General features: G+C 65.8%; 17 protein-coding genes. 9 read left to right on the forward strand and 8 right to left on the reverse strand.

The annotated features are described in order from the left end of the window. Nucleotides 1-65 precede the first annotated feature (65 nt). From MSB02_RS05885 to MSB02_RS05905, 5 genes are read right to left on the reverse strand one after another with little or no spacing between them, the layout of a single operon-like run. Nucleotides 66-812 carry a PrsW family glutamic-type intramembrane protease gene (locus MSB02_RS05885; protein ID WP_267194304.1) on the reverse strand — a complete coding sequence of 249 codons (747 nt, stop codon included), beginning with the start codon at nt 810-812 and terminating at the stop codon, nt 66-68. A 1-nt stretch (nt 813) separates the two neighbouring features. Further along, nucleotides 814-1356 (reverse strand): PH domain-containing protein, encoded by a 543-nt coding sequence (locus tag MSB02_RS05890; RefSeq protein WP_267194305.1) that lies wholly within the window; start codon nt 1354-1356, stop codon nt 814-816. A 5-nt stretch (nt 1357-1361) separates the two neighbouring features. Continuing rightward, the gene (locus MSB02_RS05895) at nt 1362-1802 is read right to left on the reverse strand and encodes a hypothetical protein (RefSeq protein ID WP_267194306.1); all 441 of its coding nucleotides are present in this window, start codon (nt 1800-1802) and stop codon (nt 1362-1364) included. Between the two features lie 18 nt (nt 1803-1820). Continuing rightward, a complete protein-coding gene (locus tag MSB02_RS05900; RefSeq protein ID WP_267194307.1) occupies nt 1821-2330 on the reverse strand; it encodes a hypothetical protein in 510 nt (169 codons plus the stop codon). 48 nt (nt 2331-2378) lie between these two features. Next, nucleotides 2379-3899, reverse strand: a complete 1521-nt coding sequence (locus MSB02_RS05905; RefSeq protein ID WP_267194308.1) for a helicase HerA-like domain-containing protein — start codon at nt 3897-3899, stop codon at nt 2379-2381. Between the two features lie 357 nt (nt 3900-4256). On the opposite strand from MSB02_RS05905, the gene kamA reads away from it, so the two are divergent. Together kamA and ablB are read left to right on the forward strand one after the other, a co-directional pair. Beyond that, nucleotides 4257-5567 (forward strand): lysine 2,3-aminomutase, encoded by a 1311-nt coding sequence (gene kamA / locus MSB02_RS05910; protein ID WP_267194309.1) that lies wholly within the window; start codon nt 4257-4259, stop codon nt 5565-5567. Next, nucleotides 5560-6453, forward strand: a complete 894-nt coding sequence (ablB, locus tag MSB02_RS05915) for a putative beta-lysine N-acetyltransferase (protein ID WP_267194310.1) — start codon at nt 5560-5562, stop codon at nt 6451-6453. The genes kamA and ablB overlap by 8 nt, the downstream gene beginning before the upstream one ends. Nucleotides 6454-6553: 100 nt before the next feature. Here ablB and MSB02_RS05920 read toward each other — a convergent pair whose 3' ends face one another. After that, nucleotides 6554-8014: a catalase gene (locus MSB02_RS05920; RefSeq protein ID WP_267194311.1), complete on the reverse strand. Its 1461-nt coding sequence runs from the start codon at nt 8012-8014 to the stop codon at nt 6554-6556. 178 nt (nt 8015-8192) lie between these two features. On the opposite strand from MSB02_RS05920, the gene MSB02_RS05925 reads away from it, so the two are divergent. Further along, nucleotides 8193-9752: a spermidine synthase gene (locus tag MSB02_RS05925; RefSeq protein ID WP_267194312.1), complete on the forward strand. Its 1560-nt coding sequence runs from the start codon at nt 8193-8195 to the stop codon at nt 9750-9752. Nucleotides 9753-9758: 6 nt separating this feature from the next. On the opposite strand, the gene MSB02_RS05930 is transcribed toward MSB02_RS05925, so the two are convergent. Further along, entirely contained in the window at nt 9759-10586 is an 828-nt protein-coding gene (locus tag MSB02_RS05930) for a class I SAM-dependent methyltransferase (RefSeq protein WP_267194313.1), read from the reverse strand. A gap of 158 nt (nt 10587-10744) precedes the next feature. Between MSB02_RS05930 and dcm the strand changes: the two genes are divergently transcribed. Both dcm and MSB02_RS05940 read left to right on the forward strand, forming a co-directional pair. Next, nucleotides 10745-12055, forward strand: a complete 1311-nt coding sequence (gene dcm / locus MSB02_RS05935; RefSeq protein WP_267194314.1) for a DNA (cytosine-5-)-methyltransferase — start codon at nt 10745-10747, stop codon at nt 12053-12055. Further along, the gene (locus tag MSB02_RS05940; RefSeq protein WP_323748506.1) at nt 11988-12461 is read left to right on the forward strand and encodes a very short patch repair endonuclease; all 474 of its coding nucleotides are present in this window, start codon (nt 11988-11990) and stop codon (nt 12459-12461) included. Before dcm ends, MSB02_RS05940 begins: the two co-directional genes overlap by 68 nt. On the opposite strand, the gene MSB02_RS05945 is transcribed toward MSB02_RS05940, so the two are convergent. Next, nucleotides 12458-13918, reverse strand: coding sequence for a Sau3AI family type II restriction endonuclease (locus MSB02_RS05945; protein WP_267194316.1), 1461 nt, complete (start codon nt 13916-13918; stop codon nt 12458-12460). The two genes, MSB02_RS05940 and MSB02_RS05945, sit on opposite strands and share 4 nt — an antisense overlap. A gap of 24 nt (nt 13919-13942) precedes the next feature. Here MSB02_RS05945 and MSB02_RS05950 point away from each other — a divergent pair, with 24 nt between their 5' ends. The 4 genes from MSB02_RS05950 (at nt 13943) to heR (ending at nt 16624) form a co-directional block, all read left to right on the forward strand. Beyond that, nucleotides 13943-14284 (forward strand): YegP family protein, encoded by a 342-nt coding sequence (locus MSB02_RS05950; protein WP_267194317.1) that lies wholly within the window; start codon nt 13943-13945, stop codon nt 14282-14284. Between the two features lie 68 nt (nt 14285-14352). Beyond that, entirely contained in the window at nt 14353-15369 is a 1017-nt protein-coding gene (locus tag MSB02_RS05955) for a TIGR00341 family protein (RefSeq protein ID WP_267194318.1), read from the forward strand. 18 nt (nt 15370-15387) lie between these two features. Beyond that, a complete protein-coding gene (locus tag MSB02_RS05960) occupies nt 15388-15843 on the forward strand; it encodes a hypothetical protein (protein ID WP_267194319.1) in 456 nt (151 codons plus the stop codon). A 22-nt stretch (nt 15844-15865) separates the two neighbouring features. Continuing rightward, nucleotides 15866-16624 (forward strand): heliorhodopsin HeR, encoded by a 759-nt coding sequence (gene heR / locus MSB02_RS05965; RefSeq protein WP_267194320.1) that lies wholly within the window; start codon nt 15866-15868, stop codon nt 16622-16624. Nucleotides 16625-16703 lie beyond the last annotated feature (79 nt).

A 16703-nucleotide genomic window follows, 5' to 3' on the forward strand; every position in this document is an offset into this window, starting at 1 on the left:
GGCCCTCCGATCGCCTCGATGGTACCGCGAACGGTCGCCGCGCGGCTCATACCGGGCAGCGTCGGCTACTGCCCCGACGAGTAGTACACGGTGTCCTCGGAACGCTCGGCCGCGGCTCGCTTGGGCCGGATGCGCTCGAAGAGCAGCGCGAATGCGACCAGCATCACGCCAAGGGCTGCATTGGCCGCCCAGCCAGGGGCGAGTTCGAGCTGGTAGAGCATGGCGCCCGAGTTAAGCAGCGCGTGCAGGCCGACCGCCGCCAGGTAGCCGAGGACGGGCCGGCCCCGCTGTGCGATGCGGAAGAGGACTCCCGTCATCATCGCGTGCATGAACACCACGAGCAGCCGCTCACCGAAGAAGCCGGTGAACGCATACCACGGGTACTCCGCGTACGCGCCGGCGGCCACCACCTGCCAGGCGAGGTAGATCGCCTCGCCCAGACCGAATCCCATGCCGAGGGCCATGCCGGTCCAGAGCGCGTCGCCTTCCGTCCCCATCCGCCGTCGCACCTGCGGCAACACGGCCGGCATCGCCTTGATGAGCTCCTCAAAGACCGGCGCCAGCAGGAACAGGAAGATAAGGAACCACACCGGTGTATCGAGCCCGAGTCCCGGTTCGATCCCGGCGAGATCGCCCACGCCTGCACCGAGCGGGCCCTTCACGAGCAGGTTCACAATCGCCGAGAGCGGGACGCCGAACCAGACCAGCCGAACGAACCGCATGGTGCGCCCCGAGTACAGCCACAGCATGCCGCACCACAAGAGAGCGGAGAAGCCGACGGTGATGACCGCCATCGGCACGATCGGATGCACGTCAGCGCTCCGTGGCGTGCTGCTGAGGCGGCAAGAGCGGCGCAAGCGTGGCCATGAAGCCCGCCTCATCGGCCGGCGTGAGCCCGTAGCGGCGCTTTCCGGCGGTCACCAGCAAGATGTCGCGCGACATGCGGGTGGCGCACATCTTCACCGTGCCGATGTCGGCGTACATCACGCCACCGAGCGCCAGCCCGGGCATCCGCATGCTCGACCAGAGCGTGGGCGTGAGCGTGGTCCGGCGGACATCGATGACCTCGGCGTACGGGACCCGATAGCGATAGAGCGGTCCGCACGAGAGCAGCAGCTCGTCGTTGGTGAGGTCGTATCGCATCGCAGGGATCGAGGCGAGCGTGACCAGCAGGAACGCGATCAACGGCACCATGATCGCGATCGTGATCCAGATGGCGATGCGCTCGTCAGGTGGGATATCGCCGAGGAGGAACACCGGCAGCACTGACGCAGCCACCAACAGGAGGATCGCGAGCAGCCACACCCACCCGTACGAGCGGGCGGGCTTGAACGTAGCGAGTACCGGCGCCGACACGCGCCTCACCACCTTCCCGAGAGCACGGACACCGAGGCGGCAGCGGCGCCCAGCACCATCGCCACGAACCCGGCGCCGCTGAGGATCGCGCCCAGGACCATGCCGATGCCCGCAACCGCCGCGATCGGGCGGGTGCGGTGGCCGCCCGACGCCCGGCGCGCCGCCTCTCCCGTGAGCATGCCGAGCAGGATCGTGACGATCCAGTAGCCGATGCCGAGCAGACCCACCAGGAACATGCCGCCCACACCCACACCGAGCGCGGCGAGCGTTGCCAGCGCAAGCTGCCGTGGCTTCACGGTGCGCCGGGCCGAGGGCAGTTGCCGCGCGCAATCGGGGCACTTGTAGCCGACGGGCGTGGACACGAAGTCTTTGGGGCAGATAGGCCGTTCACACTCGACGCATCGTACGTTCGTCTCAACGTTGGGGTGGTAGGAACACCGGGGCATGCAGGTCTCCGTTGTCGATCAGTCGGTCTGGTCGGGTTCGCCGCTCTCAGTGGTCGGTCCACCGGATGCCGGGGACTCCTCCGGCACGACCTCGTCCGCCTTCGACTCCATCTTGTCAGCGGCATTCCGGAGCTTGTCGCCCATCGTCTTGAACGCTCCCGCGAGCCGCGGTCCGACCTCCTCGGAAACCCGCTCTCCTGCGGCCTTGAACGCCTCGCCGGTCTTGTCGGCGGCGTCCTTGAAGGACTGTCCCACGTCGGTGTCCACGGCGCCCTTCACGGTGCCGCTCACGTCGTTGGCGAGCCCCTCCAGCCGCCCGGACAGATCCTCGAGCCGCTGCTTGTTCTCGGGGTCGTTCACGGCGGCCCTGAGCCATCTGCCGAGAGCGTCTCCGAGCGCGTCGAGCTCGGTCACCACCTCGCGCCAGGCCTGTGTCGCCTCCGAGCGCTGCTCCTGGGTGGCCTCGGCCGTTCCCTGACCCGGCGTCGCCCCGGTCTGCTGCCCTGTGGTCTCCTGTTCGTCACTCATCGTGATCCCACTCCTTACCGTCTCGCTCCGCCACATCCGGCGAGAGCGCTATCGCTTCGACCCCAGGATGGTACCCAGGATGCCACGCGCTATCTGCCGTCCCACCTGGCTGCCGATCGCGCGTGTAGCGCTCTTGGTGAACGCCTCCAGCGGCGTGTCCTTGCGCGAGGACGTGCTCGTCTTCCTGAACGGCCCCGACTCCGCCTTGGGCACCTTCACCTCGAGTTCGGCCGCCTCCGCCGCGGCGGCAGCCTGCTCCTCGGCTGCGATGGCTGCCTCCGCGCGCGCTTTGAGCACCTCGTGTGCGCTCTCGCGATCCACGGCAGCCTCGTAGTGCCCTGCCACCAGCGAGCCGGCGATGGCCGCCTGGCGCTCGGCCGGGGCGATCGCGCCGATCCGTCCGTGCGGCGACACCATCATCGTGCGCTGCACCGGCATGGGCGACCCGTCGGCCTGCAGGACCGACACCAACGCCTCGCCCACCTTGAGCTCGGTGACCACCGTCTCCACGTCCACATCGGGGTTGGTACGGAACGTCTCGGCCATCGCTTTCACGGCCTTCTGCTCGCGCGGAGTGTAGGCGCGCAGCGCGTGCTGCACCTTGTTGCCGCACTGGCCGAGGACCGTGTCGGGGATGTCGACGGGGTTCTGTGTGACGAAGTAGACGCCCACGCCCTTGGAACGGATGAGTCGCACCACCTGCTCGATCTTGGTGAGGAGCGCGTCGGGAGCGTCGTCGAAGAGCATGTGCGCTTCGTCGAAGAAGAACACCAGCTTGGGCTTGGGGAGGTCCCCCGCCTCGGGCAGCCGCTCGAAGAGCTCCGAGAGCAGCCACAGCAGCATCGTGGAGTAGAGGCGCGGCGAGCTCATCAGCCGGTCGGCGGCGAGGATGTTCACGATGCCCTTGCCGTTGCTGTCGGTCTGGATGAAGTCGAAGAGGTCGAGCGCAGGCTCACCGAAGAAGCGGTCACCGCCCTGCTCCTCGAGCGTGAGCAGCGCGCGCTGGATGGCGCCCACGCTCGCCGGGGAGATGTTGCCGTACGTGGTGCCGATCTCGCGGGCGTTGTCGGCAACGTACTTGAGCATCGCCCGCAGGTCCTTGATGTCGAGCAGCAACAGACCGTTCTCGTCGGCCACGCGGAAGGTGACGGTGAGCACGGCCTCCTGGATGTCGTTCAGGTTGAGCATCCTGCCGAGGAGCAGCGGCCCCACCTCGGAGACGGTCGTGCGCACGGGGTGTCCCTGCTCGCCGAAGACGTCCCAGAACGTCACCGGGGAGCCGTGGAAGCCCCAGGTGTCGGTGAGTCCGAGCAGTTCGAGACGCTCGGTCACCTTCTTGTGGTCGCCGCCCGCCTGCGAGATGCCCGAGAGGTCGCCCTTCATGTCGGCGGCGAACACCGGCACGCCGATCGACGAGAACGACTCGGCGAGCACCTGAAGGGTCACCGTCTTACCCGTGCCGGTGGCCCCGGCCACAAGACCGTGCCGGTTGGCCATCGCGGGGAGCAGGCGGACCTCCTCATCGGCGGTGTTCTTGCCGAGGAGCAATCCGGGTAGCGGCTCAGACATGCGGGACCCCTTTCGGATCGGGCGCGGACGCACAGCGCCGGCGCAACAGCGTCCATTCGTCAGTATCCCCCATGGGAGCGACAGGCGCACATCACCGCCCATCAGGGCCGCTCAGACCGGGTGCGGAGGACCCATACGCTATAATCGAGAGGTCCGGAACGCGACCCGCGCTACCCAGGCGCTCGAATACCCGAGCGCAGGAACGGTGTCGTCGGAGCCCCCTTGCGGCCTTCCGCACCGTCCCCCTGACCAGGCTTCGCCGCGCGACATGCCGACCCACTCTGCAGCACACGCGTAGCGCGCGCACACTGCGCGAGGACGCGTCAGCCAACGATCAACACAGGAGGCTCTATCGATATGCGCCCATCAGACACACAGCTCTCAACAGCCGGATCGAGCACGCGGGAGAACGACCCTCAGTGGCAAGACTGGCGCTGGCAGCTGCGTGCCTCGATAACGACGCTCGAAGAGGTGGAGGAGTACCTCGGCCATCGGTTCGGCTCTGCCGAGCGCACCCTGCTCGAGCAGACGCTTGAGCGGTTCCCCCTCTCGATAACCCCCTATTACCTGTCTCTCGTGGACAAGGACGACTACAAGAACGACCCCGTCTTCAAGCAGGCGTTCCCCTCTCCCGACGAGCTGATCATCCAGGACTGCGACATGGCTGATCCACTTGCCGAGGACACCGACAGCCCCGTGCCCCTGATCACGCATCGCTATCCCGACCGGGTGCTCTTCAGGGTGAGCAACACGTGCTCCATGTACTGCCGTCACTGCACGCGGAAGCGCACCGTGGGTGATATCGACAGCATCCCCGAGCCCGACGAGATCGAAGCCGCGCTCGACTACATCCGCTCCACGCCAGCGGTGCGCGACGTGCTGCTGTCCGGCGGCGACCCGCTCATGATGAGCGACGAGCGGCTCGACGACCTCCTGAGTGCGCTCGACGACATCGAGCACGTGGAAGTGGTGCGTCTCGGCACGCGTATGCCGGCCGTGCTTCCGTATCGCATCACCGACGAGCTGTGCTCGATGCTGCGCAGGCACCAGCCGCTGTGGGTCAACACGCACTTCAACCACCCGAAGGAGTTGACGCCTGATGCGGAAGCCGCGCTCAGCCGTCTTGCCGACGCCGGCATCCCGCTCGGGAACCAGTCGGTGCTGCTCGCGGGTGTGAACGATTGCACGCGCATCATGCGCAGGCTCGTCCAGCGTCTTGTGGCCAACCGTGTGCGCCCGTACTACCTCTACCAGTGCGACCTGTCCGAGGGCCTGTCCCACTTCCGGACGCCGGTGAGCAAGGGCATCGAGATCATCGAGAGCCTCGTGGGCCACACGAGCGGCTTTGCCGTTCCCACGTACGTGGTCGACGCCCCGCACGGCGGCGGCAAGATCCCGGTGATGCCGAGCTACCTGATCTCATCGGCTCCCGACCGGGTGATCCTCCGCAACTACGAAGGCGTCATCTGCACCTACGTAGAGCCTGCCTCCTACGACCGGTCGCTCTGCAACTGGCGCTGTGACGACTGCGAGCGCAGCGCGCCGAGCGCGCCGGCGTCGGCCGCCTGCGGTGTTGCCGGACTCATGCGATCGAACGAGGAGATCACCTCGCTCACCCCGGGAAACACGCATCGTCTGCAGCGGCGGGACGACGACTCTGATGAGTGACATGGCGGTCACAGCTGTGACCCCGCACGCTGAGACGCAGCTCGACCGGACGGAGCGCATCGGCGATACGGTCGTGCAGCACGGCCACCTGAGCGACCGCGTATACCTCCTCAAGACCGGGGAGAGCGCGGCGGGCGATGTGGCGCTGATGGAACGCCTGGCGGGTGAGCACGGATACTCCAAGCTGTTCGCCAAGGTGTCCGAGGACCGCGTGCAGCCCTTCCTGGTCGCCGGATTCCACGTTGAAGCGCGGGTACCCGGCGGTGCGGGAGAGCACGACCTCGTGTTCTGTTCGCGGTTCCTCTCGCGCGAGCGCGCGATCGAACGGTTCCCGGACGAGGTTGCACGAACGGCCGATGCGGCGGCACTAACGGGGGCGCTACCCCGGCCTGCGCCGGCTCCCGCCCTGCCGGCGGGTCTCCAGCGATCTTGCGTGGCCACACCGGCGGATGCGGAGGCGCTTGCCGCACTCTACGGAGACGTCTTCGCCAGCTACCCGTTCCCGATACACGACCCGCGGTTCGTGCGCGACTCGATGAGCGACGGGACCGTCTACCTGCTGATACGTGATGAGGTGTCCGACCAGATCGTCGCCGCTGCGTCGGCAGAACCCTCGGGCCATCCCCACACGTGCGAGATGACCGACTTCGCCACCGTGCCCGAGAGGCGTGGTCTCGGCCTGGCGAGCGTGCTGCTCCACGAGCTGGACGTCCACGCCGCGAACGCTGGCAAACACGTGGCGTACACCATCGCTCGAGCAACGTCGGTGGGGATGAACAGGGTGTTCGCCCGCCAGGGCTACGCGCACGCGGGAACGCTCGTGAACAACACCAACATCGCCGGTCGCATCGAGAGCATGCACGTCTGGTATCGGTCACTGGTCTAGCGGGCTGCCCGCGCTGCCAGACGCCGAAGGGGTCCGCATCGTGCCGCGGACCCCTTCGCGTGAGCGCATGAGGCAGACCGGCCGCCCCTGAATCCACGCGCTACATCTCGACGTCGCTCATGGGGATGCCGAGCGCCGCAGCGACACCCTCGCCGTAGGCGGGGTCGGCCTTGTAGCAGTTGCCGATGTGGCGCGTCTTGATCATCTTCGGCGCATCGCCCATGTTCCGCGCGGTGTTCTCAAAGAGACGCTGCTGCTCATCGGCGGTCATGAGCCGGAAGAGCTTGCCCGGCTGCTCGTAGTAGTTGTCGTCGTCCTCGCGGAAGTCCCAGATGTCGGCCGCGCCTTCGATGGGAAGCGGCGGGTTCTTGTACTCCGGCTGTCCCTGCCATGCGTCGTAGCTGTTGGGCTCGTAGCCGGGCGTGGACCCGTAGTTGTCGTCAACACGCATCTGGCCGTCGCGGCTGTAGCCGTGCACGGGGCAGCGGGCGGCGTTCACCGGGATGAGGTGGTGGTTCGTGCCGAGGCGATACCGCTGCGCGTCGCCGTAGCTGAAGAGACGACCCTGCAGCATCTTGTCGGGCGAGAAGCTGATGCCCGGCACCACGTTGGCGGGGTTGAACGCGGCCTGCTCCACATCCACGAAGTAGTTCTCCGGGTTGCGGTTGAGCTCCATCACGCCCACCTCGATCAGCGGGTAATCACCGTGGTACCACACCTTCGTGAGGTCGAACGGGTTGTACGGCATCTTGGCCGCGTCCGCCTCGGGCATGACCTGGATCTTGAGCGTCCAGCGCGGATACTCGCCGCGATCGATCGCCTCGAGCAGATCGCGCTGGTGGCTCTCACGGTCGCTTGCCACGATATCGGCGGCCTCGGCATCGGTGAGGTACTCGATCCCCTGCTCACATACCCAGTGGAACTTCACCCACACGCGCTCGTCCTGCGCGTTGATCATGGAGAAGGTGTGGCTGCCATATCCGTTCATGTGCCGGTAGCTCTTAGGGATGCCGCGGTCGCTCATCGTGATGGTGACCTGGTGGAGCGCCTCCGGCAGCAGCGTCCAGAAGTCCCAGTTGTTCTGCGCCGAGCGGAGGTTGGAGCGCGGGTCGCGCTTCACCGCGCGGTTGAGGTCGGGGAAGTTGTGCGGGTCCCGCAGGAAGAACACGGGCGTGTTGTTGCCCACGAGGTCCCAGTTGCCTTCCTCGGTGTAGAACTTCACCGCGAAGCCACGGATATCACGCTCAGCGTCGGCCGCGCCGCGCTCGCCGGCCACCGTCGAGAAGCGCACGAAGAGGTCGGTCTTCTTGCCGACTTCCGAGAAGACCTTGGCTTTCGTGTACTGCGTGATGTCGCCTGTGACTGTGAACGTGCCGAACGCGCCCGAGCCCTTTGCGTGCATCCGGCGCTCCGGGATGACCTCACGGTCGAAGTGCGCGAGCTTCTCCAGGTACCACACGTCCTGGAGAAGCATCGGCCCGCGCGGGCCGGCGGTCATCGCGTTCTGGTTGTCCGGGACCGGGATCCCAAAGTTCGTGGTGAGCTTCTTGTGCTCGCCCATGTGCACACTCCTCTCCGGCGGCCGCTCGCACCACCGGGTCTCGTCCGACATCGTCCTATGGAAGGTTCCTGCCCAATGCGGCCCGGGCACAGCGGCCGCTCGGCAGGAACACGCATCTGCAACGCAGAAGCCTGCATCTGGCACACTGTTCACAACCAACCCGCCGAAAGGGGCGCGTGTGCTCAGGTTCATCGTGTTCGGGTGCGGTGCGGCCCTCATGGGGCTCGAGATGGTGGCGGCCCGCGTGCTCGCCCCCTACCTCGGCAACTCCATCTATGTGTGGGGCGCGGTGATCTCGGTGGTGATGATCGCGCTCTCGATGGGCTACGCGCTGGGCGGTCAGCTGGCCGACCGCTTTGGCGCGGCGCGGTCGCTACCGCCCGTGATCGCCGCAGCCGGGATCGCCACCGCAGCCGCCCCGCTGGTGGCCGAGGCGGTCCTGCCTTGGGCCGCGAACCTCGGTCCACGCCTCGGCTCGCTCGCAGCCGCCACCGCCATCTACTTCATCCCCTCGATCCTGCTCGCTATGGTCTCTCCGCTCGGTGTGCGCCTGGCCGCGCGCGAGGGCATGGCGCATCTGGGCAGGTCCACGGGCAACCTCTACGCCGTGTCCACCGGCGGCAGCATCGCGGGAACGCTCGCCACCTCGTTCTGGCTCATCCCCATGCTCTCGCTCGAGCCGCTCGTGACGTGGACCGGCATCAGTCTGCTGGCCATGGCGCTCCTGGCCCTCGCCCTGAAGCCTGAGACCATGGTGGGGACCATCTCGCCGCTCTCGGCACGCCTGGCCAAGGTCGTGGTACCCGGCACGCTGGTGCTGGCGGTCGCGGGCGTTGCGCTCTCGGGCATGGTGCTGCTGCGCTACTCGGAGATCCCCGAGATGAACGAGCACGGCGAGACGGTCCTCTTCCAGGCCGACACGCAGTACCACCGGATCACGGTGACCGAGGGCGACGGGGCGCGGCACCTGCGCTTCGACCGCTCGCACCAAAGCGCGATCTCGCTCGAAGACCCGTTCGAGAGCCGCATCCGGTATCCCGACTACATGCACCTTGCGCTCGCGCTGCACCCCGAGCCGGAACGCGTGCTGGTGCTCGGCCTGGGCGGCGGGGCGATCACCAAGCGCTACTGGCGCGACTACCCCGGCGTGATGGTGGACTCGGTGGAGATCGACCCGGTGGTGGTGGACGTGGCGCGGGACTACTTCTCGCTGCCCGAGGACGAACGCACCCGCGTGTTCACCCAGGACGCGCGCCGGTTCGTGCAGGAGAGTGACGACGTCTACGACATCGTGATCGTGGACGCGTACTACTCCGACTCGCTGCCGTTCCACCTCACCACCGACGAGTTCCTGCGCGAGGTAAAAGCGGTGATGGCGCCGGACGGCGTGCTCGCGTACAACGTGATATCGGCGCCGGAGGGCGAGAAGAGCGACCTGTTCCGCAGCATGTACCGGACGGCCCGGGGGGTGTGGGGCGACCTGTGGGTGTTCCCCATCGGCCTGGGCGAGGACGGCAACACCCTCGCGCTCCGCAACATCATCGTGCTTGCCACCGACGCGCCGGTTACCGAGCAGGAGCTGCGCACGGCCATCTCCTCACGCGTGGACGGCAGGGTCACCATCAACGGGTTCGCCGAGATGGGCAACGACCTCTACACCGCGCCGGTCGCCGTGAGCGACGTGCCGTTGCTCACCGACGCCCACGCACCCACCGACTCGCTCATCAAGGTGCAGTGACGGCGGCTACCCCACCGGCTTGCGCGCCGTGAGCGTGAAGGTGAGCGGGAGCTCCGGCATGTCGTCGGGCAGGCCGAAGAGGCCGTCCTCGCGCTCCACCATCCCCGGCGTGTACTGCCACGCGATGAGCGGGAACTCGCGCACCTCCTCGATCACGAGCCCGGCGCGCACGAGCGAGCCGATGATCTCCTCGAAGGTGTGCTGCCACGAGTGCGACGTGCCGACGACCTCATCGATAGGCGCCGCATAGCTGCCGCGCTCCTCCCACTCGAGCGCGTCGCGGCCGAAGTACGAGTACTTGATGCGGAGCTCGGGATCCTCGGCCTCATCGTCGAAGATCCACAGGGTGGGGTGCATCTCGGCGATCTTGAACACGCCGCCGGGCGCGAGACGGCTGGCGATCGTCCGCGCCCACGGCTCGAGATCCGGCAGCCACGAGATCACGCCCCACGAGGTGAAGACCAGGTCGAAGGCGTTCTCCGGGAGCTCGGCCGGCGGCTCGAGCACGTTGCCCTCGATGAAGGTGGCCGGGATGCCCGAACGTGCCGAGAGGTCGCGCGCCGCCTCGACCGCCGCCGACGAGAAGTCGAGCCCGGTGGCCTCCGCGCCGAGGCGCACCAGCCGGAGCGTGTCCATGCCGAAGTGACACTGCAGGTGGAGCGCCCGCTGACCGGAGAGGTCATCGCCAACGAGGCCCGAGACGATCGAGTCGTACGGGCTCGAGTCGGGATCGGCGATGAAGCCCTCGACGTCGTAGAAGTCCGAAGGGACGTGCAGCGCCGTCCATCGCTGCCAGATGGCGTGGTTGGCGGCGATGCGGGAAGCGGTGTCCATGGCGGGGCCTTTCGGGAGAACGATGACGGGTCGATTATGGCCGAACCCCCTCAGCGCGCACCACTCGACCTGAAGTAGACTCGGATTGATGGTTGATCCTTGTCATGAGGATCGGCTACACTCTGAACATACGTTCGATACCGACGGGAAGCGTGTCAATGTCATCTGAACCGCAGTTCAGGGTAGCCGAGTTGTTCGCGGGCGTCGGTGGCTTCCGCCTCGGCCTGGAGAAGTCGGGGTGGGAAGTCGTCTGGAGCAACCAGTGGGAGCCATCGACGAAGACGCAGCATGCGTCTGACTGCTATGCGAGGCACTTCGGTGATGAGGGCCATGTGTGCGACGACATCGCCGAGGTGGTCAAGGGCTCCCAGAACAGCGAAATACCGAACATCGAGCTGCTCGTTGGCGGCTTCCCTTGTCAGGACTACTCCGTGGCGAAGCCCCTCTCCATGGCCACGGGCATCCAGGGCAAGAAGGGCGTCCTCTGGTGGTCCATTTACGACATGCTCGAGTTGAAGAGGCCCCCGTTCGTCTTGCTCGAGAACGTGGATCGCCTGCTGAAATCGCCGGCCACCCAGCGCGGACGCGACTTCGCGATCATCCTCTCGTGCCTGGCGCAACTTGGATACGTTGCAGAATGGCGTGTCGTGAACGCAGCCGACTACGGGTTCCCTCAGCGTCGCCGTCGCGTCTTCTTGTACGCCCACAAGCTCGACTACTGCGGATTCCAGTGGCACCCGATCCGCCGCCTCTACAGGGACGGCGTCATGGCCAAGGCTCTTCCGGTCAAGGCGCCAAGCGGCAAACGGCTCGAGACCTTATCCGCTCCCGAAGCCGACATCCAGCTGGATGCGAACCCGTATGTGGTGAGCGAGACGTTCGGCACTGGCCTCCGTGTCTCACCCTTCGAGAACGCCGGTGTGATGATCGAGGGAAGCGTGTGGACCGAGCGGGTGGAACCCAGCTACCGGGGTAAGCGTCACACCCTCGGCCAGGTCGTGGCCAAGACCGATCATGTTCCCGAGAGCTTCTACATCGCGCCTGAACGGGTCGAGACATGGGAGTACCTGAAGGGTCCCAAGCGCGAACCCCGTACAGACAAGGTCACCGGACATCAGTACTACTACTCCGAAGGTGGGATGTCGTTCCCCGACTCGCTGGACCTACCCTCACGCACGATCCTCACAGGCGAAGGTGGCACTTCAGCCTCCCGCTTCAAGCATGTGATCCTCGACCCGAAGAACGGGCGGCTACGGAGACTGGTCCCTGAGGAGCTCGAGGAGCTGAACGGCTTCCCGAGGGGTTGGACCGATACGGGCATGAGCGACGGGAAGCGTGCATTCATGATGGGGAACGCTCTCGTGGTAGGTGTCGTTGAGCGCATCGGCAAACGGATCATGGATGAGGCCAAGGAGTGCCTGGACGAGAAGGCGAAGCAGCGTGCCAAGCAAGTTGGGACCGATACCTGAGCCGACTTCAGCAGCTGTCACGAGGTCGATGAAGGGGAATCGCGGGCGTGATACCAGGCCCGAGGTAGAGCTTCGGCGCCTACTGCGCGAGGCGGGATTCCCCGGCTACCGGCTCCACTGGAAGAAGGCTCCCGGCCACCCGGACATCGCCTACCCTGGCCGCAAGGTCGCGATCTTCGTGAACGGCTGCTTCTGGCACCGTTGTCCACACTGCAAGCCGCCACTTCCGAAGTCACACGTCGATTACTGGCAGAAGAAGTTCGACCTGAACGTGGAACGGGACGCCCGCAAGACAGCGGAGCTGGAGGGTGCGGGATGGACGGTGGTCACGGTATGGGAGTGCCAGCTGCAGCAGGAGCCGCGCTCGGTCATAGCACGACTCTCAAGGATCCTGGACCCCTCTTAGGAGTCTCTGTTCGTGACGAGCTGCCGCGCCATGTAGCGCTGGTTCAACCAGAAGGAACGACGCACCGCACGCCCTCCAGAAGGCGTTGGGAGGGTATCCTGGGCGTTCCTGCCGTGGGGCCGTACATGACACATCTCCTCGTCTGCTGATCTCGGAAGATAGTCCAACTTGTCCTCTCGGATGAGGTCCACGGTGGCCTCGAAGCACTCCCGGGCATGTGTGTCGACGTCTCTAATGGGCGGCGTCCAGAACTGGGTTCTCAGCAGGCGGGGTACACCATCCGCGCCCAACTGATAGATGACGAAGAAGAACCTTCGTGTGAGATTCTCTCGGAGATCCGAGTCCTCCCAGTTCTGACCGATCAGGTCGAGGTAGCTGAACGCCTTGAAGGACACGGCCTCCTTTGGCACGCTATCAGGTCTCAGCCGTATCGTCCGCACGATGATGTCGGCCTTCTCGAACTCAGCGATCTTCCTGTCGGGCTCAACGCCGAGGATGCGTTTGGTCAGAAGATGGTAGAAGGCCTTCGCGCTACGGTTCACTCGTACATCCAACTGCTCCGCAATCTCAGGCGCCGTCATGCCGATGAACGGTCTGAAGCGTTCATGGACCACGTCCTCGAGAGTACGCCCGGACCTGAGCTCATCGGTGGAGACCGCGGACTGCATCTCCAGACTCTCCTCGATGACCGAGTTCATGTAGCTCGCCTTGAAGGAGAATGCTCTAGGCTTGGCAGGCTCGGCGGAGTGAGGCTGACTACGTCGATCGCTGCCTTTCGAACCCTTCGTGCAGGCGGCGAGGTACATCGTGTCGCCCTCGGACAACTCATGTGCTCGACCGTCACGGATCTTCGCGACGATGGCCTCCCAGTCGTCACGGATGATCTCGAGGTCCTCCTCTGGGGGCGACCAGAGCCGCGCAATCTTGAACACGTAGTCGAGCGGTGCGCGGCCCTCTTCCCAAAGGTAGATCATGAGCAGGAGAAGGTCGTTCTTCGACTTGAAGGAGCTGCTCTCCCAGTTCTCGCCGCAGACCACATCGTAATCGATCATCTGCAGCACGAGTCGTTCCTTCGCCCGAAGCCTCTTGCCGACACGCTTCACCGGCGTCGTCTTCAGCTCGACACCGGCTTCGGTGAAGTCAGGCTCTGAGATGTTACCTGGGTTGATTCCGAAGTATCCACGCTCGACCAGGTCTCCCAGTCCACCCTTGCCGGCACCCGACTGATACGTGATCTGCTGGTCACCTGGAAGAAGGTCCCTGAGGCAGTGCCCTACGAGGCGCTTCGCATATGCCTCGATCGAAGCAGGGTCCGACGGGTCGTAGTCCCGCTGGTGCGCGACCATTGCTCTCCTTCTCATCGTGGTCCCCTCAACGAACCACACGCGTCGAAGATGCGCAAATCGCAACTGACACAGGAGCCCGCCCCCCCCTCCCTTCGGGTACGTACCTGACATAGCCCTCTCCCGAAAGGAGCCGTCATGCCAGGCAAGTTCGTCCTTGCGCTCGCCAAGAACGGCGAGTTCACCTTCAACCTCAAGGCAGGCAACAGCCAGACGATTCTCACCAGCGAGACCTACAAGGCGAAGAAGAGCGCACTCAACGGCATCGAGTCGGTGCGCACCAACGGCGTGATGGACGAGCACTTCGAGCGCCGGGTCGCCAAGGACGGTCGTCCGTACTTCGTGCTCAAGGCCAGCAACGGCCAAGAGATCGGCCGCAGCCAGATGTACGCTTCGAGCGCTACCATGGAGAAGGGCATCGCCTCGGTGAAGAACAACGCGCAGAACGCCGTGGTGGAGGACACCACCGTAGAAGCGTAGGGACGCGTTGCATCTGCATACGGCGCGCATGACCCGCCTGACACGTCCGCGCCCGCGAGAGGACCGCTGTGAGCCTACGCCTGCTTGAGTTCGTGGTCCGGCCAGACCGGGTCGAAGACATCACCGCGCTGCTCGAGGACAAGAACATCCACCATATGTGGGTGACCGAGTCGAACGACTCGTCCGCGGCCGTCAGGATCCTGCTCGATGCGGAGGCCGTCGAGGAGATCACGGATCTGCTGGCCGACCGCATGGGTCGCGATGAGGATCACCGCATGGTGCTGGTCGCCGTAGAGGCAACGGTACCGCGCATCGAAGAGCCGCCCGAGGAAGAGGCCGAAGAAGAGTCGGCCGAAGAGAAGGAGAAGCGCGCCCTCCGGATCAGCCGCGAGGAACTCTACGAAGACCTCAAGTCGGGCACCCGGCTCACCCCGTCGTACGCAGCGATGGTGGCGCTCTCCACGGTGGTGGCGGCTGTGGGCCTCGTGAGCGGTGATGTGGCGATAATCATCGGCGCCATGGTCATCGCCCCGCTCCTCGGTCCCACGATGGCGCTGGCGTTCGCCAACACGCTGGGCGACACCGCGCTCACCAAGGGTGCCTTGAAGACGATGGCGGTGGCGTTCGCCATCGCGGCGGCGATCTCGCTCGCGCTCGGCGTGATACTCGATGTGGACCCCGCAGCGCCGGAGATCGCCTCGCGCATCGGCGCCGGGTTCGGCAACATCGCGCTCGCGCTCGCGGCGGGCGCGGCAGGCTCGCTGGCGTTCACCACCGGCGTGCCCGCAGCGCTGGTAGGCGTGATGGTTGCGGTGGCGCTGCTCCCGCCGCTCACCGCCGCGGGTCTCCTGGCGGGTGACGGCCATCTCCAGCAGTCGCTCGGCGCACTCTTGCTCCTGGTGACCAACGTCGCCTCGATCAGCATCGCGGCGATGGCCACGTTCGCGATACAGCGCGTGCGGCCCCGTACCTGGTGGGAGGCCGAGCAGGCCACCAAGGCGCGCAGGACCGCGATCATCGCCTGGGCGATCACGCTGGCGATCCTCGCCGCGATCATCGCGTTCGGGCAGGTTTCGGCGGTCTAGCGGCGGAGGGGTGCGGCCGTGACTTCTGCGCAGCGGAACGGGGACCTGCGAGCCTGGCTTGCACGGCTCGCCGTGGGCGCGGTCTTCGCCGTGAACGTACAGAGCGCGGTGGTGTTCCTCGCGTATCCCGGGCGCTACGCTCCCGGATTCGAACTCGCGGGAGTGGCGGGCGAGGCGGCCGTGCGAGGCCTTGGCGTCGCCTTCCTGATGTGGAACGCCACCTATCCCCTTGTGATCTGGCGTCCGCGGAGGCACCGCACGCTCTTTGGCGTCGTGCTCGCACAGCAGGCGATCGGCCTCCTCGGCGAATCGTGGATCCGGGCGACGCTGCCATCGGGACACGCCACGCTCGCCGCCGGGATCGAGCGATTCATCCTCTTTGATGCCATCGGACTTCTTGTGATGCTCGCCACATTCATCGCCCTCGGCGGTGATTCAAGCCAGGCGGATGGGGATACCATCAAGGAAAGCTAAGCCTGCGACGGAAGGGGTGCACGTGGACAGTGATTCCCGCTTCAAAAGGCTTCGGATCTACAACATCGTGATGGGGTTGTTCCACCTGGGTCAGGGCGCGGCCATCATGGCGCTTGCCGAGCCGTACGCCATCCAGGTGACGGCATCGTGGTTGAGCGTGCGCCCGGGTCCCGGCGTGTACAGCCCGCCGCAGGAGTACTTCCAGTTCGACCTCGGTATGGGGGTGGCGCTCTTCCTGTTCTTCTCGGCGCTGGCGCACTTCGTGATCGCCGGTCCGGCGTACGCCAAGTACGTCGAAGGCCTGAAGAACAACCACAACTACTACCGCTGGATCGAGTACGCGTTCAGCTCGTCGCTGATGGTCATCCTCATCGCATCGCTGGTGGGCATCACCGACATCGCGGCGCTCACCGCGATCTTCGGCGTGAACGCGTCGATGATCCTTTTCGGCTGGCTGATGGAGAAGTACGAGCAGCCCGGCAAGCCCGACTGGACGGCGTTCATCTTCGGCTGCATCGCGGGAATCTTCCCGTGGATCGCTATCGCCGACTACCTGTGGGGCCCCGGCGCAAGCGACATGACCCCCACGTTCGTGTACTGGATCTTCGTGTCGATGTTCGTGTTCTTCAACAGCTTCGCGGTGAACCAGGTGTTGCAGTACAAGCAGGTGGCCAAGTGGAAGGACTACCTCTTCGGCGAGGCCACGTACGTGTTCCTGAGCCTCACCGCCAAGTCGCTCCTGGCCTGGCTCGTGTTCGCTAACGTGCTCATCCCGCAGTAGAGGGACCCGATCCGTTCGCAACAGGGCGTCGCGCGCCACGCGCGGCGCCCTTGCGCGTGCCGCGAAGTGGCCGCGCCCT

Source organism: Anaerosoma tenue (assembly GCF_023161965.1).
Lineage (GTDB): Bacteria > Actinomycetota > Coriobacteriia > Anaerosomatales > Anaerosomataceae > Anaerosoma > Anaerosoma tenue.